Origin of the sequence: Streptomyces sp. NPDC001407, assembly GCF_042895325.1 — a bacterium.
In the GTDB taxonomy this organism is placed as follows: domain Bacteria; phylum Actinomycetota; class Actinomycetes; order Streptomycetales; family Streptomycetaceae; genus Streptomyces.
In genome coordinates this window covers 72,600-98,754 of sequence record NZ_JBIAWF010000016.1, presented here as the reverse complement: position 1 = coordinate 98,754, position 26,155 = coordinate 72,600, and the positions used below count along the sequence as shown (strand labels likewise).

Here is a 26,155-nt window from a genome sequence, read left to right as displayed (position 1 = left end):
CAAGCCCGGACGCCAGCGCAGCCACAAACCCGGACACGAACCCGGACGCGGACCCGGACGCGAGCCGAGACGCTCGCCCGGGCGTCCGCTCCTCCGGACCCGCGCCCCTCGGTCCGGCGGGTGCGAATCTCGTCGCGCTGCGGGATCACAACACTGCCGTGGTCCTCGGCCTGCTGCGGGACGCGGGGCCGGAGGGGGCCAGCAGGGCCGAGCTGGCGGCGGGCGCGGGGCTCACCCCGCAGGCCGTCAGCAAGATCGGCGCGCGGCTGCGGGCGGCCGGGCTGGCCGCGGACGCCGGGCGCCGGGCCTCGACGGGCGGCAAGCCGCCGACGCTCCTCCGCCTGGTCCCGGAGGCGGGCCACGCGGTGGGCCTGCACCTGGACCGGGACGCGATGACGGCGACTCTGGTCGATCTGTCGGGTGCGGAGGTGGCGACGCGTACGGCTCCGCTGGCCTTCGGGTCGGGGGCGGAGGCGGTGCTGGCCGAGGTGGCGGCGCTGCTTGACGGCCTGCTTCCGGCCACTGTCCTGGGTGTAGGGGTCGCTGTGCCGGGCCCGCTCGATCACCGGGGCGGTGTGCTGGGGAAGGTGACGGGCTTCCCGCGGTGGGACGGATATCCGCTGCGGGACGCGCTCGCCGGGCGGCTCGGCGTGCCGGTGGTGATCGACAAGGACACGAACGCGGCGGCGCTGGGGCTGCTGCCACGCGGCGGAGCGTCGTCCTTCGCCTACCTCCACCTGGGTACGGGGCTCGGTGCGGGGCTGGTGCTGGGTGGCGCCGTGCACCGGGGGGAGCGGACGGGAGCGGGGGAGTTCGGCCACCAGGTGCTCCAGCTCGACGGACCGCTCTGTGCGTGCGGCAGCCGTGGCTGCGTCGAGGCGCTCTGCCTGGAGGCGGTGGTGGCGGGGGATGTGGGGCGCGCGGCCTGGCTGTTGGGGGTGGGGGCGAAGAATCTGGTGCGGCTGCTGGACATCGACCTGGTGCTGCTCGGGGGCAGGACGGTGCTGGCGCATGCGGCCCGGTTCGAGGAGGGGGTACGGACGGTGGTCGGCGAGGCGACCTGCGTGGAGGTGACGGAGGAGAGAGCCGTGGTGACGGGCGCGGCCGAGCTCGCGCTGGCACCGCTGTTCGGCGGAGCGGTCGGCTAGGGCGGGGCTCCCCCGTCCGCTCTTCCCCGGCTTTGGCCCCTGGCCCCTGGCCCTGGCCCCTGGCCTTGGCTTTGGCCCCTGGCCCTGGCCCCTGGCCTTGGCTCCGGCCCCTGGCCTTGGCTCCGGTCCTTGGCCCCGACCCCCTGGCCCCGCCCCCCCGGGCCTCAGTCCCGCCCCGCCCCCGAGCCCCCGCCCATACGGATCAAAAGAAAATACGCACATCGAGCGGAATCGCACCCCCACTCAGCCCACCCGAGCCGCGCCGGGCCCCCGGCCCCACCTGTGCGCTGCCACCGTGACTCGCGTTCCCGGACCCTCCGGAAAGGTTTCGCGATGTACCTGCCCCGTGCGCTCGTCGTCAGCGCCGTCGCGCTCGCGATCGTTTCGTCGGCGGCACCCACGTACCCCCGGCCTCCCCTCGACCGGGCGCCCGTCCAGTCGCGCTGCGGCCGTCCGGGGAGCGCCACGTTCCCGATCGCCGCGCGGCTGAACGGCGGTCCCGGTACGTACGAGCGCGGCGGTGAGCAGCAGGTCTGGGAGCTGGAGCTGCGCAACGGCACCGGGGCGGACTGCCGGGACGTGCACCCGGTGGCGGTGTTCGCGGACCGGGGGCGCGTGCTGCGGCCGGGCGACATCCGGTTCGACTTCTACGACACGGCGGCCTCCCGCTGGCGGCCGGTCCGGTTCGAGCGGACCGACGAGGCCGAGAACGTCGGTGTCTTCGAGGGCACTTCGCCCGACTTCCCCGGCTTCGCGGTGCCCGCGCACGCCGCCGTGCCCGTACGCGTACGCCTCGGCTTCACCGGCGGCGCGCCCGAGGGGCCGGTCACGTTCAACGTGACCGCCGTGCAGCGGCGCGGGGGCGACGGCGAGTGGGTGGGGGAGTCCGGCGACTACACCTTCGCTGTCGCGGGCACCGCCGCGAGCGCCGCCCCGGGCGCCGGCCGCGCCGATGACGAGGCGCCCGGCGAAGGGGAGGCCACCGAGGCCGGACACCGCTCCCTGCTCGCCGACACCGGCTCCCAGCGGCCGCTCTTCGCGATCGGCGCGGCCGCCTTCGCCCTGCTCCTCGCCGGCGGTTCCATGATCTTCGGGGCGCGGCGCGCACGGCGCTGAGGTGCGAGGATCGCGCCGTGGACTTCATGGACTACCCCGGCGGCACGGGGGAGCAGGCACCCGGCGCCGCACCCGGCGCGCCCATCCGCGCGGGCATCCCCGAGCACGGCCGCATCCCGAAGTATTACGCGGTCAAGACCCGAGTGGCCGCCCTGCTCGACGAGTTGGGCGAGGGCGGACTGCTGCCGACCGAGCGCGACCTCGCGGTGCGCTTCGAGGTCTCCCGCGAGACCGTCCGCCAAGCCCTGCGCGAACTGCTCCTGGAAGGACGGCTGCGCCGCGCGGGGCGCGGCACGGTCGTCGCGGGACCCAAGCTGGAGCAGCCCCTCGCCCTCGCCAGCTACACCGAGGGCGTCCGCAGGCAGGGCCGCCGCCCCGGCCGCTCCCTCATCGGGCTCGACCGCTTCCCCTGCCCGCCCGCGCTCGCGACCGACCTCGGCGTCGAACAGGGCGCGCCCGTATGGCATATGGAGCGCGTACTGCTCGCCGACGACGAGCGGGTCGGCCTGGAGAGCACCTATGTCGCGGTCGAGCGGGTGCCGCGCCTGGACGCCGACTTCGAACCGGACTCCTCCTTCTACGGCTATCTCCACGACCACCTCGGCATCTCCTTCGGCGACGCGGACGAGCGGCTGGAGACCGTACTGGCCACGCCCCGCGAAGCCCTCCTCATCGGCACGCCGCCCGCGCTGCCGATGCTGCTGATCCACCGTCTGTCCCGGGACACGGACGGCCGCCCGCTGGAGCGGGTGCGGTCGCTCTACCGGGGCGACCGCTTCTCCTTCACCACACATCTGGGAACGAAACGATAGAAGTCGACCACCCGGAACCTCCTCCTTGTGTAACGTAAAGATAACGGGTCTAGGCCAAGTTTGACAGCCCGTTCACCGTCCCGTCGTCGCCCGGACCGCTGGGTGACACCGGCCCCGAGGAGCGTTCCGGTCATGCGAGTCATAGTCGTCGGAGCCGGCGTGCTGGGAACCATGCACGCCTGGCACGCGGTCCAACGCGGCCACGAGGTCGTCCACATCGAGCGCGAGGCCGAGGCCCGGGGTGCCTCCGTCCGCAACTTCGGGCTGGTCTGGGTCGGTGGCCGGGCCGGTGGTGAGGAGCTGGACACGGCCCTGCGCGCACGGCAGCTCTGGGAAGAGATCGCCGACAGCGTCCCCGGCCTCGGCTTCCGGGCCAACGGTTCGCTGACGGTCGTCACCAACGAGGCGGAACTGACCGTCGCCCGTGCCGCCCTCGCCCGCCCCGACGCCGCCGCCCGCGGCTTCGCCCTCCTCGGCCCCGAGGAGACCCGCGAGCTCAACCCCGCCCTGCGCGGCGAGATCCGCGGCGCCCTGTGGTGCCCGCGTGACGCCGCCGTCGAACCGCGCACCGCCCAGCGCGCCCTCAAGGACGCGCTCCTCGCCTCCGGCCGCTACACCTTCCTGGGCGGCCGCGAGGTCCGCGAGACCATCGGCGAGCACGCCGTCCGCGACGACCACGGAGTCACCCACACCGGTGATGCCGTCGTCCTCTGCACCGGCGCCTGGCTGGGCGGCCTGGTCCGCGAACTCGCGCCCGACCTGCCCGTACGGCGCGTACGCCTCCAGATGATGCAGACCGCGCCCCTCGGCGAGCGGCTCACCACCTCCGTGGCCGACGCCGACAGCTTTCGCTACTACCCCGCCTACGACGGCCCCGCCCTGGACGCCCTGGCCGCCGCACAGAGCCAGCCGCCCGTCGCCGCCGAGCACCGGATGCAACTGCTCACGGTCCAGCGTGCGGACGGCGGGCTGACGATCGGCGACACCCACGAATACGCGGCACCGTTCGCCTTCGACGTCGACGAGGACCCGTACGAACACCTGACGACCGTCACCGAAACGCTCCTCGGCCGGCCCCTGCCGAAGATCCGGCGCCGCTGGGCCGGGGTGTACGCGCAGTGCGTCGACACCACGCGTGTCGTGCACCGCCAGCGGGTGCGCGAGGGCGTCTGGCTGGTGACCGGGCCCGGCGGCCGCGGCATGACCTGCGCACCCGCCATCGCCGAGACCACCGCGAACGAACTGGGCTGGTGAAGGAGATGACTTCGGTGACCAATGAGAAGACTGCCGACGGAAAGAACGCGACGATCGGGCTCGTCGTCCTGGACATGGCCGGCACGACCGTCGCCGACGAAGGGCTCGTCGAGCGGGCCTTCGAGAGCGCCGCGGCCGAGCTCGGCGTACGGCCGGGATCGGCGGAACACGCCGCCCACCTCGCCCACGTCCGCGCCACCATGGGCGAGTCGAAGATCTCCGTCTTCCGGCACCTCTTCGGCGACGAGGAGCGGGCGCGGCGGGCCAACACCGCCTTCGAGGCGGCGTACGGACAGCTGGTCGGCGAGGGCCACTGCGCCCCCGTGCCCGGCGCCCGCGCCGCGATCGAGCGCCTGCGGGCCGAAGGCCGGACCGTCGTCCTCACCACGGGCTTCGCCCGCGTCACCCAGGACGCGATCCTCACCGCCCTCGGCTGGACCGACCTCGCCGACCTCACCCTCTGCCCCGCCGACGCGGGCCGCGGCCGCCCCTTCCCGGACATGATCCTCACCGCACTGCTCCGCACCGCGGCCGTCGACTCCGTCCAGCGGATCGCGGTCGCGGGCGACACCTCCTACGACATGCTCTCCGGACGCCGGGCCGGCGCGTCGCTCGTGGCGGGAGTGCTCACCGGGGCACACGACGAGCAGGCGCTACGGGCCGCGGGCGCCACGGCCGTCCTGCCGTCGGTGGCCGAACTGCCCGGCCTGATAGCGGAGTACGAGTCATGACGACCACCACCACGAGCGGCGGCATCCGCTTCGACGAGGTGTCCGTCACCTACGGCGACACCGTGGTGCTCGACGCGCTCGACCTCACCGTCGAACCCGGCGAGGTCATGGCGCTCCTCGGCCCCTCCGGCTCGGGCAAGACCACCGCGCTGCGCGCCGTCGCCGGGTTCGTCCGGCCGGCCTCCGGGCGGGTGCTGATCGGCGGCCAGGACGTGACCGGACTGCCGCCGCACCGGCGCGGCATCGGCATGGTCGTCCAGAGCTACGCGCTCTTCCCGCACCTGTGCGTCGACGCCAACGTCGCCTTCGGCCTCAAGGCGCGCAGAACACCCCGCCACCGGATCACCGAACGGGTCGCCGACGCGCTGGAGATGACCGGGATGAGCGCGTACGCCAAGCGCTACCCGCGCGAACTCTCCGGCGGCCAGCAGCAGCGCGTGGCCATCGCGCGGGCCCTCGCCATCCGGCCGGGCGTGCTCCTCCTCGACGAACCCCTCTCCGCGCTCGACGCGCGACTGCGCGGCGACATGCTCGCCGAACTGGCCCGGCTGCACCGCGACCTGCCGGACGTCTCCATGCTCTACGTCACCCACGACCAGTCCGAGGCCCTCACCCTCGCCGACCGCATCGCGGTCATGGACCGCGCCCGCCTCCAGGACTGCGGCACACCAAGGGAGTTGTACCGGTCGCCGGGCAGCGCCTTCACGGCGTCGTTCGTCGGCAGCGCGAATCTGCTGCGCGGCGTGTGGTGCGGGGCGGGCGCGGTCGAGGTGGGCGGGGCACGGCTTCGCGTCCGCGAAGGTGGGGGTACGGGTGAGGTGACGGTCTGCGTGCGGCCGCATCTGATCGGGCTAGGGGAGCCGGAGGAATCCGGCGCCAATGTGCTGCGGGGGGCGGTGACCGGGCTTCAGTGGCGGGGGGCGTCGCATCGGGTGACGGTCGCGGTGTCCGACGGCATCGAGCTGACGGCCGAGGTGCCGGAGCTTCGGGTGGTGCCTTCGCTGGGAGAGCGGGTGGCTCTGCACTTCGCTGCGGAGGATGTGGTGGCGGTGGCCGGTGCGTAGGGTTTGGGCCGGTGGTTTTTCCCCTACCCGCCCCTTCCCGAAACTGGGGCGCTGCCCCAGACCCCGATGTGCGGGTCCGTCGGCTGACGCGCAGCGCCTGCGGCGCTCGTCCTCAAACGCCGGACGGGCTGAATTCGCGCACCCACATCAGTCAAATCCAGTCTGGCCGACGGCGTTTGAGGACAGCGCGCGGAGCGTGCTTCGGGGTCTGGGGCGGAGCCCCAGTTCCGGGAAGGGGCGGGGCTGGGGAAGAAAGCCCGCCGCCCGCGTCCTATGGATCCTGCCACCCCTCATCGCCCTGGCGCTCTTCTTCCTCTACCCCCTCGCCCTGGTCGTCCGGCAAGCCGACGGCTACAGCGAGATCTTCCGGCAGAGCGCCTTCCGCGAAGCCCTCTGGAACACCGTCACCATCGCCGCCGGCGCCACCGCGGGCGCGCTCGTGCTGGGGTTCGCGCTCGCCCTCGTCATCGCCTTCGTGCCGTTTCCCGGGGCCAAGGCGCTGAGCCGGTTCATCGACATTTTCCTCGCGTTTCCCTCCTTCCTCATCACGCTCGCCCTGCTCTTCGTCTACGGCTCCCGGGGCATGGCCAACGGACTGTGGACGGACGCCACCGGGGCCGGCGACGGGCCGTTCGACTTCCTGCACACGCCCTGGGGCGTGCTGCTGGCGGAGGTCACCTACTTCACGCCGCTCGTCATGCGGCCCCTGCTCGCCGCCTTCTCGCAGGTGGAGACCGCACAGCTGGAGGCCGCGGCCTCGCTGGGGGCGCGGGCGCCGCGGATCGTGCGGCAGGTGATCCTGCCCGAGGCGCTCCCGGCGCTCGCCGCGGGCGGCAGCCTCGTACTCGTCATGTGCCTCAACGAGTTCGGGATCGTGCTGTTCACGGGCGCGAAGGGCGTCACGACCCTGCCGATGCTGGTCTACAGCAAGGCGATCCTGGACGGCGACTACACCGGCGCGTGCGTCGTGGCCGTGGTCAACGTCGCCCTGTCCGTCGCGCTGTACGGCCTCTACCGCCTGCTCGTCACCGGGAAGCCCGGAGCGTCCGGAAAGGAAGGTGCCCGCCGTGCTCGTGCATAGCCGCCGCACCCGCTGGGCCGCGTGGGCCGTCTTCTTCGCGCTCTTCCTGCCCGTCTTCGCGTTGCCGCTCCTGGTGGTCCTCGCCGCGTCCTTCGCCACCCACTGGAGCGGAGCACTCCCCTCCGGAGCGACGCTGACCCACTACCGGGACATCGCGCACGGCGACTCGTCGAGCGCGCTGACCACCAGCCTGCTGACGGCCGTCGCGGCGAGCGCCCTCGCGCTCGTCACCGGCACCTGGGCCGCTCTCGCGGCGGAGCGCCTGGGCCGTCGCGTACGGCGCGTCGTCGACGCCCTGTTCATGCTGCCGGTCGCCGTGCCGTCCGTCGTGGTCGGGCTGTCCCTGCTGGTCGCCTTCTCGCAGCCGCCGCTGCTGCTCAGCGGCACCCGCGCGATCGTCGTCGTCGCACACACCGTGCTGGTCGCCGCTGCCCGTCAAGATCTTCGGCACCACGGACCGCGGCGCCCTCTTCGCCGGAGCCGCGCTCGCCGTCGCCTTGATGGCGACGACGCTCGCCGTCCTGCTCGGCGTCTCCCGGATCCGCACCAAGGCGTCCTACCGGTGACCGCCCCGAACCAAGGAGTACGACGCGTCATGGCCCGCTTCCCCCAGCCGCTCGCCGCCTCCGCGCTCGGCGCGGTGGTCCTCGCCGCGACCCTGACCGGCTGCGGCGGCACGTCCGGCGCGGACGCCGACGAGATCACCGTCTACAGCGCCGACGGGCTCAAGTCCGAGGACGGCTCGGGCTTCTACGACACGGTCTTCGAGGAATTCCGGGAAAAGACCGGCATCAAGGTGAAATACGTGGAAGGCGGCTCCGGCGAAATGGTGCAGCGCCTGGCCCGGGAGAAGTCCCGCACCAAGGCCGACGTGATCGTCACCCTGCCGCCGTTCATCCAGCAGGCCGACGGCAAGGGCCTGCTCGCCGCCTATCGCCCCGCGGGCTCGGAAAAGGTGCCCGCGGGCGACCGGTCGGCCACCGGCACCTGGACCCCCGTCGTCGACAACTACCTGTGCTTCGTCCACAACACCCAGGAACTGAAGGACCCGCCGAAGACCTGGGACGACCTCCTGGACAGCCGTTTCAAGGGCAAGGTGCAGTATTCGACGCCCGGCGTCGCGGGAGACGGCACGGCGGTGCTCGTGAAGGCCGTCCACGACTTCGGCGGCAAGGACGCCGCCATGGCCTATCTGGGAAAGCTCCAGAAGAACAACGTCGGCCCGTCCTCCTCCACCGGACAACTCGCCCCCAAGACGGACAAGGGCGAACTCCTCGTCGCCAACGGCGATGTCCAGATGAACTACGCGAACATGAAGTCCATGCCTCACCAGGGCATCTTCTTCCCCGCCGACAGCAGCGGAAAGCGCACCACACTCGCCCTCCCGTACGCCGCCGGACTGGTGAAGAACGCCCCGCACGCCGACCGGGCGAAGAAATTCCTCGATTTCCTCCTCTCCGAAGACGTACAGCGGCAGGCGTCCTCCGTCGCCGGTGGATTCCCGGTCCGTACGGACGTCAAGGCCACCGGCGAGAACGCCACCGCCCTCGCCGGGATCATGAAGGGCGTGGAGATATTCCGCCCGGACTGGGCCGAAATAGACAGGAACCTCGCCTCCTACGTCGACGCGTGGAAGTCGGCCACCGGAAGCTGATTAGGCTGGAGGTGTCGGGGCGGCGCACGAGTGGTGCCGTCCCGGCGTTCCCCAGCCCCGGCACGGGGCGGAAGACGGCAGGAGTCCCACCGTGGCAGAGCGCAAGCCGATCGAATCCTGGCTCACCGACATGGACGGTGTGCTGATGCACGAGGGCATTCCGGTGCCCGGGGCCGACGCCTTCATCAAACGGCTCCGCGAATCCGGCAAGCCCTTTCTCGTCCTGACCAACAACTCCATCTACACCCCCCGCGACCTGCACGCCCGGCTGGAGCGGATCGGGCTGGACGTGCCGGTGGAGAACATCTGGACCTCCGCGCTCGCCACCGCCAAATTCCTCGACGACCAGCGGCCCGGCGGCACCGCCTATGTCATCGGCGAGGCCGGGCTGACCACCGCGCTGCACGACATCGGCTACGTCCTCACCGACGCGGAGCCCGATTACGTGGTGCTCGGCGAGACCCGCACCTACAGCTTCGAGGCGCTCACCAAGGCCATCCGGCTGATCAACGGCGGCGCCCGCTTCATCGCCACCAACCCCGACGAGACCGGCCCCTCCGCGGAGGGCGCGCTCCCGGCGACGGGCTCGGTGGCCGCGCTGATCACCAAGGCGACCGGCCGGGAGCCGTACTTCGTCGGCAAGCCGAACCCCCTGATGATGCGGGCCGGGCTCAACGCGATCGGCGCGCACTCCGAGACGAGCGCGATGATCGGCGACCGGATGGACACGGACGTCCTGGCCGGACTGGAGGCCGGCATGGAGACGTTCCTGGTCCTGACCGGGCTGACGCGCCCGGAGGACGTCGACCGCCACCCCTTCCGCCCCTCCCGCGTCGTCGACTCCATCGCGGACCTCGTCGACCTGGTCTGAGCGCCACGGTCCGGCAATGGGCTGGTTCCGCGACCGTACGGAGCAATGGCGCCACGCAGCGGATGCGGCGCCCCGCGAAGCCGAGTGAGTCTCTGGGATACCAGGAGGTTTCCCATGGACCCAGCCCGATCCGCTCTGTGCGGCGCCCTGGCGGCGCTCGCCGTGTGCGCGGCGCCCGCGTACGCCCGGAGCGGCCCCGTGACCGCGCCCGGCGCGGTCACCCTCACGCCCGTCACCGGCACCCCCGGCGCACGCGTCCAGCTGCGCGTCGCCGGGTGCCCGGCCGACAAGGCGACCGCCGCCTCCGAAGCCTTCGTCACCGACGCGCGGCTCGCCAAGGACGCGGCGGGGCTGTTCGCGGAGACCACCGTCCGCTCGACCGCGGCGCCCGGCACCTACGCGGTCAGGGTCCGCTGCGACGGCGGCGCGGGCACGGCCGAGGGCCGGCTGACGGTCACCGCCCACGGGGACGCCCGGCCCGCCGAGCACCTCGGCCGCTTCGTGCACCGGCCCCCGGCGCCCTCGCCGGTGGCACCCGTACCGGCCGGTGGCGGTGGCACCGCGGCCGCCGCCGATCCCCCCGGCGTCCCCGGGCTCGTCCTCGCGGGCGGCACCGCGCTGGCCGCCGCCGGGGCGACCTGGTACCGCCGCCGGACCGACACCGGCCGACGGTGACGGAAAGGCGGCCACCGAGATGTCCGAAGAGCGCAGCAGCGGCCACGGCCGCCTCCTGACCGGAGTGGCCTGGGCCGCGCTGCTGGTGGCCCTGTGGCTCTGGGGCCGTGAGATCACCGACGGGACCGTGGCCGCCACCCCCACGGCCGGTGACGTCGCGGCCGCGGGCCGCCCGAGCGCCCACCCGCTGCCCCCGGCCCACGCCCCGCTCCCGGCGGCCCACCCCCGCGGCCTCGTCATCCGGTCCGTCGGCGTCAGGGCCCCCATCGAGGACCGCGGCCTCGACGGGCAGGGCGCGGTCGACCCGCCCCCGTACCAGCGCGCCGGCGCCGTCGGGTGGTACCGCGGCGGACCGCGGCCCGGCTCGCCCGGCGCGGCCGTCCTCGTCGGCCACGTCGACACCGACCACGCGCCCGCAGTCTTCTACGACCTCGCCGGCCTCAAGCGCGGCGCCACCGTCACCGTCGACCGCGCGGACGGCTCCACCGCGGAGTTCACCGTCGAGGACGTCTCCGTCTTCACCAAGGACCACTTCGACGCCCACCGCGTCTACGGCCCGCGCCGGGCGAACCGCGCCGAGCTGCGCCTGATCACCTGCGGCGGCACCTACGACCGCGCCCGCCGCTCCTACAGCGCCAACGTCGTCGTCTCCGCCTACCTCACCGGCGCCGGACATGTCTGATCACGCCGCCCGCACGTCCTCTGCTCCAACAGGGCGACTTGACAGCGGGTCATCGCCCGACCACCCACGGCCGCGCCGATTTCTGTGCAAGCATGGAAAAGACCGGTCATGTCCCGTGGGGGCGGGGGGACACCCCACAGGAAGTACACCCAAGGGGGAATGGATGTACGGCAGCTACACCGGCCGCACATGTCGTGCCCGTACGGCCCGTAGAGCCGGAGCCGCGGTGGCGGTCCTGCTGCTGCTCGCCGGATGCTCGTCCGATTCCTCCTCCGCGGAGCCGCCGAGGGCCGCTGACGCGCCGCCCCGCCAGCCCGCCCAACTGCCCAAGTCACGGGTGCCCTTCTGGGTGAACCCCGAGTCCACCGCCTCCAAGCGGTCGGCGGAGCTCCGCAAGGGCGGCAGCGCCGACAAGGCCGACCTCCTGGAGAAGATCGCGACCCAGCCGGTCGCGGAGTGGATCGGGGTGGACGACCCCGAGGGCCAGACCCGCGGCTATACGGAGGCGGCGGCCGCCGCCGACCGGGTCGCGCTGCTCGTGCTCTACAACATCCCGCACCGCGACTGCGGCCAGTACAGCCAGGGCGGCGCCTCCGACGGGAACACCTACCGCGACTGGCTGGACAAGGCGGCCAAGGGCATCGGCGACCGCGGCGCGACGGTGATCCTGGAGCCCGACGCGCTGCCGCACATGGAGGACGGTTGCACGCCCCTGCAGTTCCACGAGGAGCGGTACGCCTTGCTCAAGGAGGCCGTGGGCAAGCTCAAGGCGCTGCCCCGCACCAAGGTCTATCTGGACGCCGGCAATTCCAGCTGGGTCACGCCCGCCGACCGGATGGCGGACCCGCTGAAGCGGGCCGGCATCGACCAGGCCGACGGGTTCGCCCTCAACGTCTCCAACTTCCAGACCACGCAGGACAACAAGGAATACGGCCACACCCTCTCCGCCCTCCTGGGCGGCAAGCACTTCGTCATCGACACCAGCCGCAACGGCAACGGCCCCCTGTCGGGCGCGGACCACGAGAAGTCCTGGTGCAACCCCTCGGGCCGGGCCCTGGGCGAACCACCGACGACCCGCACGGGTGACGCAGTCGTCGACGCATACCTGTGGGTGAAGCGGCCGGGAGAGTCGGACGGCACGTGCAAGGGGGGCCCGGAGGCGGGCCAGTGGTGGGAGAAGTACGCGTTGGAGCTGGCACGCAACGCGAGGTGATGTGGCGGGGGTTGGGGTGCGGGCCGGTTGTCGCCTGCGGCGCTTTGTTCCCCTGCCCCGCCCCTTCCCGAAACCGGGGAGACCCCGGACCCCAACGCGGCTGCGCCGCGTGTCCTCAAACGCCGGACGGGCTGGATGTGTGGACCGTAGTCCGCAAACCTGAGGCCCGCAGGTTACGAACCCACGGTCCGTGAAATTCAGCCCGTCCGGCGTTTGAGGACACCGCGCGGAGCGCGGTCAGGGGGTCTGGGGCGAAGCCCCAGTTTCGGGAAGGGGCGGGGCTGGGGAAAAAGTAAAGGCCGCCGCAGGCGACAACTGCCGCCCCCTACCCCCGCACCTTCAGCCACACCGCAGGAGACGGCACTCCCCGGTCGTCCACGACATAGAGCATGTACCAACCCGGCGGCACCAGCGACGCATCCTTCGGGATGGTCACAGCGATACCGTCCCGCTCCTTCGTGAAGTCCAGTGCGATCGACCGCTGTTCCACATTCGTGACGTGCGTGAAGGACCCGGGCCGGATCAGCCGTGCCTTCGCGACCGGCCGTGGACCACCCGTGCGGTACGTCACCTTGTCGCCCAGGGACAGCGTCCTCGGCTCGCTCCCGGTGTCCTTCAGCTCGGGCCGGGCACCGCTCTTGAAGAGGTACGGCGGAGTGTAGAGGTCGATCTCCTGCTGGAAGGTCGCCGGCCTGCTGTTGGCCTTGTCGCCGAAGAGCGAGTCGGATCCGAAGGTCATCACCCGGCCGTCCGGCAGCAGCAGGGCACCCGAGTGGTAGTTGCGGCCCACCAGCGGATCGGCAGCCGGGTGCCGGGAGTTGTCCTTCGGGTCGTAGATCTCCGCCTTGAGGATGTTGGAATCGCTGCGCCCGCGGTAGTCGCCCGAGCCGTTGGTGGTCAGGACCGTGTCGTCGGGCAGGATGACGCTGCTGGGATAGCGGGCCTTGGCGTAGAGATCGGGCCCGTTCCTGAAGCGCGGCTGCGGGGCGTGCAGGTCGACGATCCGGGTCCGCGCCGTCGCCTTCTTGTCCTCGCCGACCCCGCCGCCGCCGAGGACCATGTAGCGCTGGTCCTGGGCGGGCGGCAGCAGCACGGACATCGAGGTCTCCAGGGTGTCCGGGTCGCTCATCCCGGGGATCTCGGTGAAGTCGTTGCTCCCCAGGTCCCACACGCCGGGGACGCGGCCCTTGTCGGCCGGGCCGTAGCCCGCGTTGGAACCCGTGTAGAAGATCCTCCCCTTGTCCATCAGGAAGAGCGCGGGATAGGTGGGGAAGAAGCGCTCCTTGGGCAGATAGGACCACTTCTTGGTCTTCGGGTCGTAGATCTCGTTCTTCCCCGGCACCACCTGGCCGATCTCGTCGAGACCGGAGACGGAGAGGACCTTGCCGTCCTGGAGCGTGGTGAGGGTGGGATACCAGCGGGCCTCGTTCATCGGGTCGACCGTGACATAGCGCTCGGCGACCGGATCGAACTCATAGGCGTCCTTGATGCCTTGGAAGTCCTTCTTGTCGAACGAGAGCTTGTTGGCGATGCCGTAGACGTTGCGGGTGTCGGTGCCCTTCAGGCCCTGGATGCTGTAGTTGTCGGTGAGCCCGGTCTCGTATTGATGGCCCTGTTTCAGGGCCTCCACATAGACGCGCGCGGTGCTGACCGTGACGGTGACCTTGTGGCTCTCGTCGTCCTGCACCTTCTTGGCCCGGGGCACGAGCACGGGATCCTTGGACTCGAAGGTCTTGCCGTTGTTCTTGCCGGTGAATCTGGTGCCCACGGGCAGCGTGATGGGCTTGTCCGGGTCCTCGTTGTGGACGACCATCAGCCCGCCGGCCTTGGTGACGTCGCCGCCCAGCTTTTCGTAACGCTGGGTGCCGCCCGCCACCAGGAGATTCCCGTCGGGCAGTTGGGTGTGCCCGGCGCAGAAGAGGTCCTTCGGGGTCGGGATGTTCTTGAAGGTGTTCTTCTCCGGGTCCCACAGGACCGAACGGAACGACTTCGCCTTGAAATTGGCGGCGTTGTTGCCCGACCCGGCGACCAGCAGCACCTTGCCGGTGTGCAGCAGGGCCGCGTGAATGGTGTTGATGCGGTATTCGTCGGGGACGTCGACCACGTCCCAGTGGCCGTTCCTCGCCTTGTACTCCGGCTGGTTGATCTTGTAGTCGTGGTACTGGTCGGAGGCGAAGCCCCACAGCGCCGGCCCGTTCATCCCCGCCAGGGCGAGCACCACCGCGGAGCCGACGGCCATGCGGCGGGTGCGGCGGCTGACACGGAAACGGGGCTGGTTCATCGGCTGACCTCCACGGCTTGCTTGGAGTTGCGCACGGTCCACCACCACGCGAGGACCGGCGCGACGGTGATGGCGACGGCCAGGACCGCCCACGTGCGCATCGCCACGTGCGTGTGGCCGAGCCAGAACGAGGACAGCAGCGAGCCGCCGAACACCATCAGGAAGAACAGGTGGACGCGGAAGGTGCCGAAGAGGGTGTCCGGGCTGGCCGAGTCGCCCTTGGGCGTCACCACGAAGGTGCTCCTGCGGCGCAGCACCGCGTCCATCAGCGAGCGGGCGTAGATCGGCGCCGACAGCGCGGACATCACCATGCCCGCGAGCCCGCCGGAGCCCTCGGGCTCGTGCGGGGAGACGTTGTGCCGCCGGTTCCAGACGTAGAGACCGATCTGGAGGGCCGCGGCGTCGCTGTAGAGCATCATCCAGACCTCGGAGTCGATCTGGATCCCCGAGGCGCCGAGCCCCAGGAAGAGCGCACAGCTCAAGGCGCCGAGCAGCCAGTTGAGCGCGGTCATCGGATAATAGATGACCATCAGCGCGTAGTTGAGGAATTTCCCCGGCGACAGCGTGAACGGGCCTTTCCAGAACTGCTTGATGATGGTCTCGTACGTGCCTCGCGACCAGCGCAGCTGCTGGGTGAAGAAGTCCGTCCAGGAATTGGGTCCCTCGCCGACCGCGAGGACGTCCGGGGTGTACACGGAGCGCCATTTGCGACCGGTCGCGGGATTGCGGTGCCGGTGCAGCTCGAAGCCGGTGGCCATGTCCTCGGTGATCGAGTCGTAGAGCCCGCCGATGCCCTTGAGAGCGCTGATCCGGACGGCATTGTTGGTGCCGACGAACATGGGTGCGCCATAACGGTTTCCGGCGCGTTGGATCAGGGCGTGGAACAGGAACTGCTGGCTCTCGGCGGCCTTGGTCACGGCCGCATCGTAGTTCCCGTACACCTGTGGTCCAACGACAAACGCGATGTCCGGGTCACGGAAATAGCCGAGCATGCGCTCGAGGAAGTTGGGCAGTGGCACGTGGTCGGTGTCGACGGAGGCGAAGAAGTCGTAGTCGTCGCCGTGGGCCTCGAGCCAGGCGTTGTAGTTCCCGTGCTTCGTTCTCGCGCGGTTCGGGCCCTTCGCCTGATTCCATTTCTCGACGCCCTTGCGGGAGAAATGATGGACGCCGAGCCGTCTGCACACCTCCTTGACCCCGGGGTCGTCGCCCTCGTCCAGCAGCCATACGTGCAGCGGCCCGCGGTGCCGGAGTCTGACGGCCGCCTGGAGGGTCCGGGTGACCATCTCGAGCGGCTCCTTGCCGGGCACGAACGAGGTGAGGAAGGCGACCTTGGTGCCGTTCTCCGGCACCACCGGGACGGGGTCGCGCGCGACGAGGGTCGCGTGGGCGTTGGACGCCACGTTCAGCGTGCGGAACAGCTCGATCAGCCCGATCGACACCAGCATCACGGTGTCCAGGGAGCGCATCAGCGCAGTGGAGTGCTCGCGGTGCGTCCAGTGGGCGGGCTGCATCAGCCACAGCAGCAGGCCCAGGGAGACCACGGGCGCGGCGCCGAGCAGGAGGGCGCCGAGGACGCGGTGCGTCTCGTCCGCGAGCAGGCTGCGGTAGCGGACGCGGTACGGCTGGCCGGGCTCGGGCTCGGTGAGCGGGCCGGCCAGCCTGCTGTAGTGCTCGTAGTCGAAGCGCGGGCGCGCTCTGGGCGGACGGACGGGCGACCGGACCGCGGTCCGGTCGCCCGTCCTGTCGCCGGGTGGTGTCGTCGTGGGCCCGGCGGGCTGCTGCGGTACGCCGGGTGCCCGTGGCGGGCCGCCGGCGGCGGCCGGGGCGTGGGTCTGCTGCCGGGCATCGGCAGGCGTGGTCGTCATGGTCATTCCCCCCGCACGCATGCTGAGTGCGTGTGTCCGTCGTGAGCCCGTCGGCCCCCCACAGCCGCCCGGACCCTGTGCGCACCGGCTCCCCACCGGCACGCGCAACTCATTGGTCACTCATTGACGTTGAGTCATTGCTCTCGGCTCAGGATCTCGGACGCCACATCATGATCACAAGGGTGAAACGAGGTGTTTACCGGGCAAAGCGGTGCGTGATGCGAAAGTGCATGCGAAAGCGGCTGAAGCATTCGGAAGTGGCGGCGGGCCCTCCGGGCCTTCCCGCGCACACGAAGAAGGCCCCTCACCGTGGTGAGGGGCCTTCTTCTGTCTGTGCGCCGCCAGGGACTCGAACCCCGGACCCGCTGATTAAGAGTCAGCTGCTCTAACCAACTGAGCTAGCGGCGCCTGCTGACAGAGAAAACTCTACCTGATCCCGGAGGGTGCTCCTGACCACCTCCTGGAGCACCAGCGGCGGGGAAGTGCCTGCGTGCGGCGCTGCGCGGGCCCCGGGGGCGGGCTGGAGATCATCTCCGCCGAGGGATTCGCCCGTATTTTCCGACATGCGGTTTTCCGTGGCCGTTGAGAAGCTGTGCCGAGTACGAAGGAAGGCAGCGGTGCCCGTGCGAATACCGGCTTTCACCGAGGCGATACCCGGCGACTGCGCGTGCGCGCTCTGTGCCGACGGGGCCGCCGCGGTGGCCGTGGGGAAGCGCCGGACGGCTGCCGGGCCCGTACGGCACAGGTGCGCTCTGCGAGGCGCGATCGCGGTCGCGGTGGGGGCGGTGGTGCTGGCGGGGCCCGGCGTGGGTGCCGTGGTGGCGGCCCCGCAGCCGGGCCCGGGGCAGGCGGAGAGCGCGGACGCCCCGCCGGCCCCTCCGCTTCCCCATCCGGGTGCCGTTTCCGCAGGTGGGGAGGTAGAGGAGGGGCAGGGTGCGGCCGAAGCCGTGCCGGAGTCGGAGGCGGATCCGGACGCCGTCGACGCGGAGGCCGCGGAGGCCGAGGAGGGCGACGCCGAGGAGGAGGGTGCCGAGGAGGGGGACGACGAGGCGGCGGCCCAGGAAGAGGCGGAGGAGCCCGCCGACGAGTCGGGCCCCGCGGACCAGGACGAGGCGCAGGAGCCCCCGGCGCCCCCCGAGCCCTCGCAGCCCGAACATCCCCAGCGGCCGGCCGCCGGGCGGCGGGATCTCGAACCCGCGATCGCCTTCGCGATGGCCCACATCGGTGATCCGTACGTCCTGGGAGGCGTCGGCCCGCACCGCTGGGACTGCTCCGGGCTCATCCAGAAGGCGTACCGCAAGGCCGGGGCCAGGCTGCCGCGGATCGCGGCCGACCAGTACCGCGCCACGGCCCGGATCCCGCGGTCGGCCCTGCGGCGCGGGGACATCGTCTTCTGGTCGTCCAACGGCAAGGCGTCCGGAGTGCACCACGCCGCGATCTATCTGGGCGGCAAGCGGTACATCGAGGCGCCGCGGCCCGGCAAGAAGGTCCGGATCTCCACGTTCGCGCACTACAACCCGAACCTGTACGGCCGGGTGCGCTGACACCCGGCCCGTCACCCGTAGCGGCATGCGCGCCGGGCTGGCGGCGTCAAGGGTGCGTCCTTGAATCGCGAAGGGCCGCGTGGCCGCCGCGTGCCCGCACGCAGGACAACCGCCCTCTCGTGGCGAACCGGTGACGTCCTCACGGGTGAACTTCGGCCGGATGACTTCATCCGTTGGCCTGGACATGACCAAAGGCTGGTACTAGCCTCCGCCTTGGTCTAGACCGCACCTCACTTCGGACTCACAGCACTTCAGGGTCACAGCACTTCGGACTCACAGCACTCGGCTCACAGAACCCCCCACGTTCTTCGAGGAGCGAAGCATGCGCAAAAAGATCAGTGCGGCGATCATCGGCCTCGGTATCGCCGGCGTCTCCCTGCTCGGCACGGGCAGCGCCGGCAGCCACGGCTACACCGACTCCCCCACCAGTCGGCAGGAGTTCTGCGCGAACGGCACCGTGCAGGACTGCGGTGACATCCAGTGGGAACCCCAGAGCGTCGAGGGTCCCAAGGGTTTCCCCTCGCACGGGCCGTCCGACGGGACGATATGCGCGGGCGGCAACAGCCGCTTCGCGCAGCTCGACGACCCCCGGGGCGGGCAGTGGCCCGCGACCCCGGTCACGGCCGGGCAGAGCTACACCTTCCGCTGGCGGCTCACGGCCCGGCACGCCACGACGGACTTCCGCTACTACCTCACCAAGCCCGGCTACGACCCCACCCGGCCGCTCACCCGGTCGGACCTGGAGGACCAGCCGTTCCTGACCGTGCCGTACGGCGGCAGGATCCCTGACGCGACCGTCACCCACGAGGGGACGATCCCGGCCGGGCGGACGGGCAAGCAGCTGATCCTGGCGGTCTGGACGATCGCGGACACGGGCAACGCGTTCTACGCGTGCTCCGACGTCCAGTTCTGACCGGCGTGGCTCCCGGCCGGGCCCGATCCGTACACGCGGATCGAGCCCGGCCGGCGGGCGGTCCTCAGTCCCGCTCCGGCTCCGGTCGCTTCTCCGGGCGCAGGGCGATCCGGGCCAGCACGCCCGCCACGGCCAGCGCGACCACCGCGAGCAGCGCGTAGTCCGGCACCGCGTTGCCCACCCGGGAGGCGAGCTCCTCCAGGCGGAACTCCTGGTCGGCGTCCAGGATGCCGGGCAGGCCGGTCGTCCCGTCGTAGGCGAGGAAGAGCACGCCGATGCCGATGAAGAAGAGGCCGGACACCAGGGAGGTGGTGTGCAGCCGCAGCCGGCCCGCCCGGAGCTCGCGGCCGCGCAGCCAGCGGCGGCGGCCGAGCTGGAAGCGGTCCCAGAACAGGGCCAGCACGAACAGTGGCAGGGCCATGCCCAGGGCGTAGACGGCGAGCATCGACGCCCCGTACACCGGATTGCCGGTCGCGGCGGTCAGGGTCAGCACCGCGCCGAGGATCGGTCCGGCGCAGAACCCCGCCAGGCCGTACACACAGCCCAGCAGGAACGTCGACGCCGCCGAGCGGGGAGTGATCCGCCCGGCCGCGGCCTGCGCCCGCTTCGACGCGAAGCCCAGGCCGAGGATCTGCGCGACGCCCATCGTGATCACCAGCCAGCCGCCGACGGTGATCAGCACGTCGCGGTGGCCGTTGAAGAGGCGGCTGGCGGCGGTGGACGCGGCGCCGAGGGGGACGAGCGTGGTCGCGAGCCCGAGGTAGAAGACACCGGTGCGGGCGAGCAGCCGGCCGGGGCTCGTGAGGGAGTAGGCGAAGAACGCCGGCAGCAGCAGCGCGCTGCACGGGCTGACCAGGGCGAGGGCGCCGCCGAGGAAGGCGGCGAGGTAGCCGATGTCGGTCACTTGGCGCTCTTCTTCGCCGCCTCGGCCTGCGCGATGGCCTCGTCGAAGGCGCTCATGGGCTGGGCGCCCGCGATCGGCCGGCCGTTCACGAGGAAGGTCGGGGTGGACTGCACGCCGATGGAGTACCCCTCCTCCTGGTCCTTCTTGACCGCGGCCTCGGCAGCGGACCCCTTCAGGTCGTCGCGGAACTTGTCGAGGTCCTTGACGCCGCTGGTGCGCGCCATGTCGACGAGCTTGTCCTCGGCGAGCGCGTCACCCTTGCGGGTCTTGGCGTAGACCTCGTCGTGGAACTGCCAGAACCTGCCCTGCTGCCCGGCGGCCCAGGACGCGCGGGCGGCCCGCTCGGAGTCCTTGCCGAAGATCGGGAAGTTGCGGAACTCGATGCGCAGCGTGCCCGCGTCCACATACTTCTTGATCAGCTCGGGCTGGCTGTCGCGGGTGAACTTGCCGCAGTACGAGCACTGGTAGTCGGCGTACTCCACGAGGACCACGGGGGCGTCGGCCTTGCCGACGGCCAGCGGGTCCTCGCCGCCGCGGCGGACGCTGGCCTTCTCCAGCTGTGCGTAGACCTTCTGCCGCTCGTCGGCGGAGGGGGCTGAATTCCCGGCGGACCCGGCGGCGGGTTCGCGCTTGCCGGAGCCGCCGGCGTGCTGGCCGATCGCGATGCCCGTGGCGACGAGCGCGACCACGAGGGCGACCACCGCGCCGATCGCGGCGATGCGACGGGAGGGGGAGGAGAGACGTGCGGACATGGGGGAGTGCTCCCTGGGCGTACGGAAATCTGGACATGCCGGGGCGCGGCCCGGTGTGCGGGCCGTGGGCGGGCGGTCTAGATCCGTAGGACGGGGAGGAGCTCGGCGCAGCCGCCGACCGGGACGGGTGGTGCGCGGGGGGCGTCCGGGCGGGGCGCGTGCCCCTCGGGCAGGGTGGTCCGGCCGGCGCCGGGGCCGGTCAGCGGGTCGGTGTGAGCGTGGGGCACGACCGCCTGGGTGCCGCTGAGGGGCGCGTCCTGCTGCTTGCAGGTGCCACCCGAGCCGAAGGAGTCGGCGGCGTGCGGCCGGGCCTCGGACCCGGGTGCGGAGAGGGGGGTCTGCCGGGCGGCCTCCGCCACCTTCGAGACCGCGGCGCCCTTCCCGGAGGCGGCCGCGAAGGGGCCCGTCCCGGAGAGGAACGGGCCGAGGACGACCGCGAGGAGGAGCAGGAGCACGGCGGCGGCCGACGGACGGCGGTGCTGCGGCACTGACTGCTCCTTCCTGTCGCTCTCGCTCGTACGGGCCGCGTGACGCGAGCTTCTCGTGCGAGCGGGTGGGCCCTCCATGCTACGGGCCCGCCGGTCAGGCCTCCCGGACGGCGAGCTCCGCGGTGCGGGCGTCCTCGGCGGCGAGGGCCCGCAGCGCCGTGCGCTGGGCGAACCAGAGCAGCGGGCCGGTGATGGCGGCCATCACGGCGGCGAAGGCGAGGTGGCCCGCGGTGGAGACCACCGTCATGCCCAGCAGGGCCAGCACGAAGTGGCTGCCGAGCCGGAGGGCGAGCAGCCCGATGGCGATCTTGCGCGTGCTCTTGCCGCGCCACAGCCGCTTGGCCAGCTGGAGCCGGGAGCGCAGGACGGTCAGGGAGACGACGAGGTTGACCACGGCGAGGGCGCCCAGCACCCAGAGGATCTGCGGGAACGCCTTGTACAGGTCGTACGCGCCGGAGGCCACGGCCTCGAAACCGAAATACCAGAGGGGCAGCGGCTTGATGTCGGCCGGCTGCGCGGGGGCGGCGGCGGTTTCGTTGCCGGTGGCGGGTGCGAGCGACGTGGTGTCCATGGAAAGAATTCTTCCGGCGGGCCCGGCCCGGCGGCAGACACGGACATCATGGGTCCGCGATGACTTTTGTCATGACCCCGGTTGCGTAGTCCCCACGCGTAGTCCCCGGTTCCCCGTATACGAAGTTCCCCCTGCACGAAGAAGGCCCCTCACCGTGGTGAGGGGCCTTCTTCTGTCTGTGCGCCGCCAGGGACTCGAACCCCGGACCCGCTGATTAAGAGTCAGCTGCTCTAACCAACTGAGCTAGCGGCGCCTGCTGACAGAGATAAATATACCTGGTCCGAACGGGTGCTCCCGACCACCCGCCGGTCAGGGGCCCGGACCGGCGGGATCAGAGGGCCATCGACAGCAGCACCGGCGTCGCCCGCCGGTTCAGGGTGTCGGCCGCCTGCCGCAGCCGGTGGGCGGCGGACAGCGGGAGCGAGAGCGCCAGGCAGCCGACCGAGCGCCCCGCCGTGATCGGCACGGCCGCGCAGACCGTGCCCACCGCGTACTCCTGGAGGTCGAGCACGGGCACCGTCGCGGGCTGGGCGTCGAGCCTGCGGAAGAGGGCCTTCTCGTTGGTGATCGTCCGGGAGGTGAGCCGGGCCGTCTTGTGGCGCGAGAGGTGATCGCGGCGGTCGTCGTGGTCGAGCTGGGTGAGCAGGCACTTCCCGACGGCGCTGGCGTGGGCGGCGGAGCGGAAGTCGACCCATTCGTGGACCTTGGGGGTCTGCGGGCCGTCCGCGCACTCCGTGATCCGCACCTCGCCGTCGATATAGCGGCTCAGATAGATGGCGGCGCCGACCGAATCGCGCAGCTCCGTCAGTGACCGCCGCAGCTTGAGCCGCAAGGCGCGGCTGCGGTCGTCGCCGGAGCCCAGCAGGGCGAGGGAGTCGCCGACGGTGTACGCGCCGTCCGCGAGCCGCTCGATATAGCCCTCGCGGCGGAGCATCAGCAGGAGTGGCGCGAGGTGCGCGGCGGGCAGGCCGGTCTCGCGGGTGATGAGTGCTTCGGTCACGCCGCCGGGCCGCCTGGTGACCGTGTCCAGCACCCGGAGGGCGTACTGCACCGAGTGGAACGGCACGGCCGGCTCGTGTTTGAGCGCCACGGTTTCCCCCTAGCGGGCTTCCGTCGAGTTTCCCGCTCTCACGATAACCGCGAAAAGGGCACCGGAGAGAGGGTGTTGACCAGACCGCGTTCAACTGGCAAGGCGCTGTGCTGGGGCGCGCCACCTTGGCATATGCGGTTGTCATGTGGGTACGACGAGACGGGGGGAAGGTCGCGGAAGTCGCTCCCCGTGGGAATAACCGGAGAGTCTCTCCGGTTGCTCCCGGCGAAAGTGAGACGACCGGAGTGCGGCACGGGAGTGCCGCGGGCGATCAGGAAGGCGGACCACCGTGGCCGACGTACAGGACGGTGACTTCATCCGGGGCACGGCAGAGGGCAGCGCGCCCGTCCCTCTGTCCGTGCTGGACCTGGCGACCGTCGGCAGCGGCCGGACCGCCGGGCAGGCGCTCCGCACCACCGTCGAGCTGGCGCGGCTGGCCGAGCGGCGGGGCTTCCACCGCTTCTGGGTCGCCGAGCACCACTCGATGCCCGGCATCGCCAGCTCCTCCCCGGCCGTCGTCCTGGCCCACATCGCGGCCCACACCGACCGCATCCGCCTCGGCTCGGGCGGCGTGATGCTGCCCAACCACGCGCCGCTCGTCATAGCCGAGCAGTTCGGCACCCTCGAGGCGTTCGCCCCGGGGCGCATCGACCTCGGCCTGGGGCGCGCGCCCGGCACGGACGGCGCGACCGCCGCCGCGCTGCGCCGCGCCGACCGGCTCCGGGAGGACGCGGACGACTTCCCCCAGCAGCTCTCCGAGCTGACCCGCTTCCTGGACGACGACTTCCCCGACGGCCACCCCTACTCCCGCATCCACGCCGTGCCCGGCCCGATCCAGGGGCGGGTGCCCGGCGGTGTGCAGCGGGCTGACCGCCCCTCGATCTGGCTGCTCGGCTCCTCCGGTTTCAGCGCCCGGCTCGCCGGTGTGCTCGGTCTGCCGTTCTCCTTCGCGCACCACTTCTCCTCGGCGAACACGGTCCCGGCGCTCGACCTCTACCGCGAGTCCTTCCGCCCCTCCGAGATCCTCGACCGGCCGTACGCCAAGATCGGCGTCCAGGCGTTCGCCGCGGCCGACGCGGCCGAGGCCCTCCGCCAGGTGCGCACCGGCGCGCTCTCGATGCTGCGGCTGCGCACGGGACGGCCCGGCCTGATCCCGTCGCCGGAGGAGACGGAGGCATACGACTACCGCACGGGCGAGCGGGAGTTCGTCGACAGCTGGCTGGCGAACGTCGTCCACGGCACGCCGGACGAGGTGGCCGAGGGGCTGCGCGGCCTGGTCAAGCGGACGGGCGTGGACGAGCTGATGATCACCTCCAACGCGCACGGCGCCGACGCGCGGCTGCGCAGCTTCGACTTGATCGCGGACGTGTTCGGGCTGCCGGGGAAGTAGGGCGATCCGCCCCGACGGACGGACGGGGGCGGTGGTGCGGCTCCTCGACCGCCCCCGCCCCGCTCCGCCTCAGAACCGCCCCACCCTCACCGTCTCCAGCAGGGCCGAGATCGAGTCCGCCGGGACGGGGCGGGAGTAGAACCAGCCCTGGCCCGTGTCACAGCCGATGCGGCCCAGCCGCTCCGCCTGCTCCGCGCTCTCCACGCACTCCGCCGTCACCTTGATGCCCAGCCGGTGCGCCAGCTGGACCAGCGCCTCGACGATCGTCTCGTCGGCCGGGTTCGGCGGTTCCTCCGAGCGGAAGCCGTGGACGAAGGAGCCGTCGAGCTTGAGCGTGGAGACCGGCAGCCGGCTGAGGTAGGCGAGGTTGGAGTAGCCCGTGCCGAAGTCGTCGATGGCGATGGCCACTCCCATGTCGCTGAGCTGTTGCAGCTGTTGCAGCGGCCGCCCGGCCGAGCCCATCACGGCGGACTCCGTGAGCTCCAGCTGGAGCAGGCGCGGCGGCAGCCCCGTCTCCGCGAGGATCGTCGCCACGTCCGCGACCAGGTCGGAGTCCCAGACCTGCCGCACGGCCACGTTGACGCTGACGACGATCGGCGCCCGGGGGTGGTCCAGCTGCCAGCGCCGTGCCTGGCGGCAGGCGGTCGCGAGGACCCAGCGGCCGAGCGGGACGATCGCGCCGGTCTCCTCGGCCAGCCCGATGAACCGATTCGGCGCGAGCATGCCGAACTGCGGATGGCGCCACCGCACCAGTGCCTCCACGCCGCGCACGACGCCGTCGCCCAGCCCCACCAGCGGCTGGTACTGGAGCACGAACTCGCCCCGCTCGACCGCCGGGCGCAGCGTGCTGGAGAGGGCCTGACGGGTCATCCGGTGGGCGTTGCGCTCGGGGTCGAAGAGCGTCCAGCGCGCCTTGCCGTCGGCCTTGGCCCAGTAGAGCGTGGTGTCGGCAGCCTGCATCAGCTCCGTGGCGTGCGTCCCGGCGGCCGGCCGCTCGACGACCCCGATGCTCGCCGACACGGCGAGCCGCTGCCCGGCCACCTCGAACGGCCGTTGCAGCTTGGTCTGTACGGCCGCGGCGAGGGCGATCAGCTGCTCCGTGCCCGCCGACTCCTCGACCAGCAGGGCGAATTCGTCGCCGCCGAGCCGGGCCACCAGATGGCCGCCCGGCGCCGCGCACTCCGTCAGCCGCTTCGCCACCGCGCTCAGCAGCCGGTCGCCGGCCCGGTGGCCGAGGGTGTCGTTGATCGCCTTGAAGCCGTCGATGTCGAGATAGCACAGCCCGATCCGGCCGCGCCCGCCGTGCGCGACCGCTCCTGTGGTGAGCGCCGCCGTCAGCCGCTCGAAGAACAGGCTCCGGTTGGGCAGCCGGGTCACCGGGTCGTGCATTCTCAAGTGCCGCAGCCGGGCGCGCAGATCGCGCCGGTCGCTGATGTCGGCGACCGACAGCAGGGTGTCGCAGCTGTCGGGCAGCGGCGTGACGATCACCTCGGCCCACATCCCCTGCCCGCCCCGCGGCCGCAGCCGCCGGGTGCAGTGCAGCCGCTCGCGGCGGCCGAGCAGCACCTCGCGATAGGCGAGCCAGGTGCGCGAGTCCTCGCGCAGGCCGGTGAGATCGGCGGCCGGCGCGTCGGCGAGCCGGGCCGGGTCCGTGCCCAGCAGCTTGCCGAGCGCGTGATTGGCGGTACGCACCAGCCCGTCGCGGCCCACCACGGCCATGGCGAGCTGCGCGGCATTGAAGGCGGCGCGAAAATCGCTGGATTCATTACGTTGCGTGACGACTGTAGGCGTTGAACCGGGCGCGCCGCCCTGGCTGTCGAGGGTTCCGCTCACCGCTCGCTCCCGCATGGCATTCGTTCCGCACTGGCTTCGTATGGGTCTCATGGATCTCGTACGTGTGTCCGGACACACGGCTGGCGGCCGCCTGTCCGGGGGAATCCGTGCTGGAAATGTGGCGATCATAGAGCGCGCACGTGGCCCGTTCCAGCGGCCCGGCCCTCGGGGCTCCGGGTGCCTTCTCCCCTTTGTCCCTTCCTGATCGACCCTGCGCGCTCAT

General features: G+C 71.8%; 23 protein-coding genes, 2 tRNA genes and 1 pseudogene. 16 read left to right on the top strand and 10 right to left on the bottom strand.

What is annotated here, in order from left to right; genetic code table 11:
• Positions 1 to 158 precede the first annotated feature (158 nt).
• The 13 genes and pseudogenes from ACFY1P_RS22280 to ACFY1P_RS22220 all read left to right on the top strand — a co-directional run bounded on the left by ACFY1P_RS22280 (position 159) and on the right by ACFY1P_RS22220 (position 12,301).
• On the top strand, positions 159 to 1,148 hold the full coding sequence (locus ACFY1P_RS22280; protein ID WP_390751672.1) for an ROK family protein: 990 nt from the start codon (positions 159 to 161) through the stop codon (positions 1,146 to 1,148).
• Between the two features lie 333 nt (positions 1,149 to 1,481).
• A complete protein-coding gene (locus ACFY1P_RS22275; protein ID WP_361532370.1) occupies positions 1,482 to 2,264 on the top strand; it encodes a hypothetical protein in 783 nt (260 codons plus the stop codon).
• A 26-nt stretch (positions 2,265 to 2,290) separates the two neighbouring features.
• Positions 2,291 to 3,076, top strand: coding sequence for a GntR family transcriptional regulator (locus ACFY1P_RS22270; protein ID WP_390751712.1), 786 nt, complete (start codon positions 2,291 to 2,293; stop codon positions 3,074 to 3,076).
• Between the two features lie 132 nt (positions 3,077 to 3,208).
• Complete coding sequence (locus ACFY1P_RS22265; protein WP_390751671.1) at positions 3,209 to 4,330, top strand: TIGR03364 family FAD-dependent oxidoreductase; 1,122 nt, start codon at positions 3,209 to 3,211, stop codon at positions 4,328 to 4,330.
• 5 nt (positions 4,331 to 4,335) lie between these two features.
• Positions 4,336 to 5,061 carry a phosphonatase-like hydrolase gene (locus ACFY1P_RS22260; protein WP_390751711.1) on the top strand — a complete coding sequence of 242 codons (726 nt, stop codon included), beginning with the start codon at positions 4,336 to 4,338 and terminating at the stop codon, positions 5,059 to 5,061.
• Positions 5,058 to 6,125, top strand: coding sequence for an ABC transporter ATP-binding protein (locus tag ACFY1P_RS22255; protein WP_361532364.1), 1,068 nt, complete (start codon positions 5,058 to 5,060; stop codon positions 6,123 to 6,125). The genes ACFY1P_RS22260 and ACFY1P_RS22255 overlap by 4 nt, the downstream gene beginning before the upstream one ends.
• A gap of 277 nt (positions 6,126 to 6,402) precedes the next feature.
• Complete coding sequence (locus tag ACFY1P_RS22250) at positions 6,403 to 7,206, top strand: 2-aminoethylphosphonate ABC transporter permease subunit (protein ID WP_390751710.1); 804 nt, start codon at positions 6,403 to 6,405, stop codon at positions 7,204 to 7,206.
• Positions 7,193 to 7,772, top strand: a pseudogene (locus ACFY1P_RS22245) (ABC transporter permease). Before ACFY1P_RS22250 ends, ACFY1P_RS22245 begins: the two are co-directional and overlap by 14 nt.
• Positions 7,773 to 7,801: 29 nt before the next feature.
• On the top strand, positions 7,802 to 8,860 hold the full coding sequence (locus ACFY1P_RS22240) for a 2-aminoethylphosphonate ABC transporter substrate-binding protein (protein ID WP_390751670.1): 1,059 nt from the start codon (positions 7,802 to 7,804) through the stop codon (positions 8,858 to 8,860).
• A gap of 91 nt (positions 8,861 to 8,951) precedes the next feature.
• Positions 8,952 to 9,731, top strand: coding sequence for an HAD-IIA family hydrolase (locus ACFY1P_RS22235; RefSeq protein ID WP_361532352.1), 780 nt, complete (start codon positions 8,952 to 8,954; stop codon positions 9,729 to 9,731).
• A 114-nt stretch (positions 9,732 to 9,845) separates the two neighbouring features.
• The gene (locus ACFY1P_RS22230) at positions 9,846 to 10,406 is read left to right on the top strand and encodes a hypothetical protein (protein WP_390751669.1); all 561 of its coding nucleotides are present in this window, start codon (positions 9,846 to 9,848) and stop codon (positions 10,404 to 10,406) included.
• 19 nt (positions 10,407 to 10,425) lie between these two features.
• A complete protein-coding gene (locus ACFY1P_RS22225) occupies positions 10,426 to 11,088 on the top strand; it encodes a class F sortase (RefSeq protein ID WP_361534546.1) in 663 nt (220 codons plus the stop codon).
• Positions 11,089 to 11,251: 163 nt separating this feature from the next.
• On the top strand, positions 11,252 to 12,301 hold the full coding sequence (locus ACFY1P_RS22220; RefSeq protein WP_390751668.1) for a glycoside hydrolase family 6 protein: 1,050 nt from the start codon (positions 11,252 to 11,254) through the stop codon (positions 12,299 to 12,301).
• A gap of 325 nt (positions 12,302 to 12,626) precedes the next feature.
• On the opposite strand, the gene ACFY1P_RS22215 is transcribed toward ACFY1P_RS22220, so the two are convergent.
• From ACFY1P_RS22215 to ACFY1P_RS22205, 3 genes are all read right to left on the bottom strand, one after another.
• On the bottom strand, positions 12,627 to 14,582 hold the full coding sequence (locus tag ACFY1P_RS22215; protein WP_390751667.1) for a galactose oxidase-like domain-containing protein: 1,956 nt from the start codon (positions 14,580 to 14,582) through the stop codon (positions 12,627 to 12,629).
• On the bottom strand, positions 14,579 to 16,447 hold the full coding sequence (locus ACFY1P_RS22210; protein WP_390751666.1) for a glycosyltransferase family 2 protein: 1,869 nt from the start codon (positions 16,445 to 16,447) through the stop codon (positions 14,579 to 14,581). Before ACFY1P_RS22210 ends, ACFY1P_RS22215 begins: the two co-directional genes overlap by 4 nt.
• A gap of 334 nt (positions 16,448 to 16,781) precedes the next feature.
• Positions 16,782 to 16,855 (bottom strand) — tRNA-Lys (locus tag ACFY1P_RS22205).
• 209 nt (positions 16,856 to 17,064) lie between these two features.
• Between ACFY1P_RS22205 and ACFY1P_RS22200 the strand changes: the two genes are divergently transcribed.
• Complete coding sequence (locus tag ACFY1P_RS22200; RefSeq protein WP_390751665.1) at positions 17,065 to 17,991, top strand: C40 family peptidase; 927 nt, start codon at positions 17,065 to 17,067, stop codon at positions 17,989 to 17,991.
• Positions 17,992 to 18,313: 322 nt separating this feature from the next.
• Positions 18,314 to 18,904: a lytic polysaccharide monooxygenase gene (locus ACFY1P_RS22195; RefSeq protein ID WP_361530516.1), complete on the top strand. Its 591-nt coding sequence runs from the start codon at positions 18,314 to 18,316 to the stop codon at positions 18,902 to 18,904.
• A 64-nt stretch (positions 18,905 to 18,968) separates the two neighbouring features.
• Here ACFY1P_RS22195 and ACFY1P_RS22190 read toward each other — a convergent pair whose 3' ends face one another.
• From ACFY1P_RS22190 to ACFY1P_RS22165, 6 genes are all read right to left on the bottom strand, one after another.
• On the bottom strand, positions 18,969 to 19,808 hold the full coding sequence (locus ACFY1P_RS22190; protein WP_390751664.1) for a cytochrome c biogenesis CcdA family protein: 840 nt from the start codon (positions 19,806 to 19,808) through the stop codon (positions 18,969 to 18,971).
• The gene (locus tag ACFY1P_RS22185; RefSeq protein WP_361530523.1) at positions 19,805 to 20,560 is read right to left on the bottom strand and encodes a DsbA family protein; all 756 of its coding nucleotides are present in this window, start codon (positions 20,558 to 20,560) and stop codon (positions 19,805 to 19,807) included. Before ACFY1P_RS22185 ends, ACFY1P_RS22190 begins: the two co-directional genes overlap by 4 nt.
• A gap of 77 nt (positions 20,561 to 20,637) precedes the next feature.
• Positions 20,638 to 21,048: a hypothetical protein gene (locus ACFY1P_RS22180; RefSeq protein WP_390751663.1), complete on the bottom strand. Its 411-nt coding sequence runs from the start codon at positions 21,046 to 21,048 to the stop codon at positions 20,638 to 20,640.
• Between the two features lie 94 nt (positions 21,049 to 21,142).
• The gene (locus ACFY1P_RS22175) at positions 21,143 to 21,619 is read right to left on the bottom strand and encodes a hypothetical protein (RefSeq protein WP_390751662.1); all 477 of its coding nucleotides are present in this window, start codon (positions 21,617 to 21,619) and stop codon (positions 21,143 to 21,145) included.
• Between the two features lie 179 nt (positions 21,620 to 21,798).
• Positions 21,799 to 21,872 (bottom strand) — tRNA-Lys (locus ACFY1P_RS22170).
• A 78-nt stretch (positions 21,873 to 21,950) separates the two neighbouring features.
• On the bottom strand, positions 21,951 to 22,709 hold the full coding sequence (locus ACFY1P_RS22165) for an IclR family transcriptional regulator C-terminal domain-containing protein (RefSeq protein ID WP_361530532.1): 759 nt from the start codon (positions 22,707 to 22,709) through the stop codon (positions 21,951 to 21,953).
• Between the two features lie 289 nt (positions 22,710 to 22,998).
• Between ACFY1P_RS22165 and ACFY1P_RS22160 the strand changes: the two genes are divergently transcribed.
• Positions 22,999 to 24,099, top strand: coding sequence for an LLM class flavin-dependent oxidoreductase (locus tag ACFY1P_RS22160; protein ID WP_361530535.1), 1,101 nt, complete (start codon positions 22,999 to 23,001; stop codon positions 24,097 to 24,099).
• Between the two features lie 69 nt (positions 24,100 to 24,168).
• Here ACFY1P_RS22160 and ACFY1P_RS22155 read toward each other — a convergent pair whose 3' ends face one another.
• Positions 24,169 to 25,932 (bottom strand): putative bifunctional diguanylate cyclase/phosphodiesterase, encoded by a 1,764-nt coding sequence (locus tag ACFY1P_RS22155; protein WP_390751661.1) that lies wholly within the window; start codon positions 25,930 to 25,932, stop codon positions 24,169 to 24,171.
• Positions 25,933 to 26,155 lie beyond the last annotated feature (223 nt).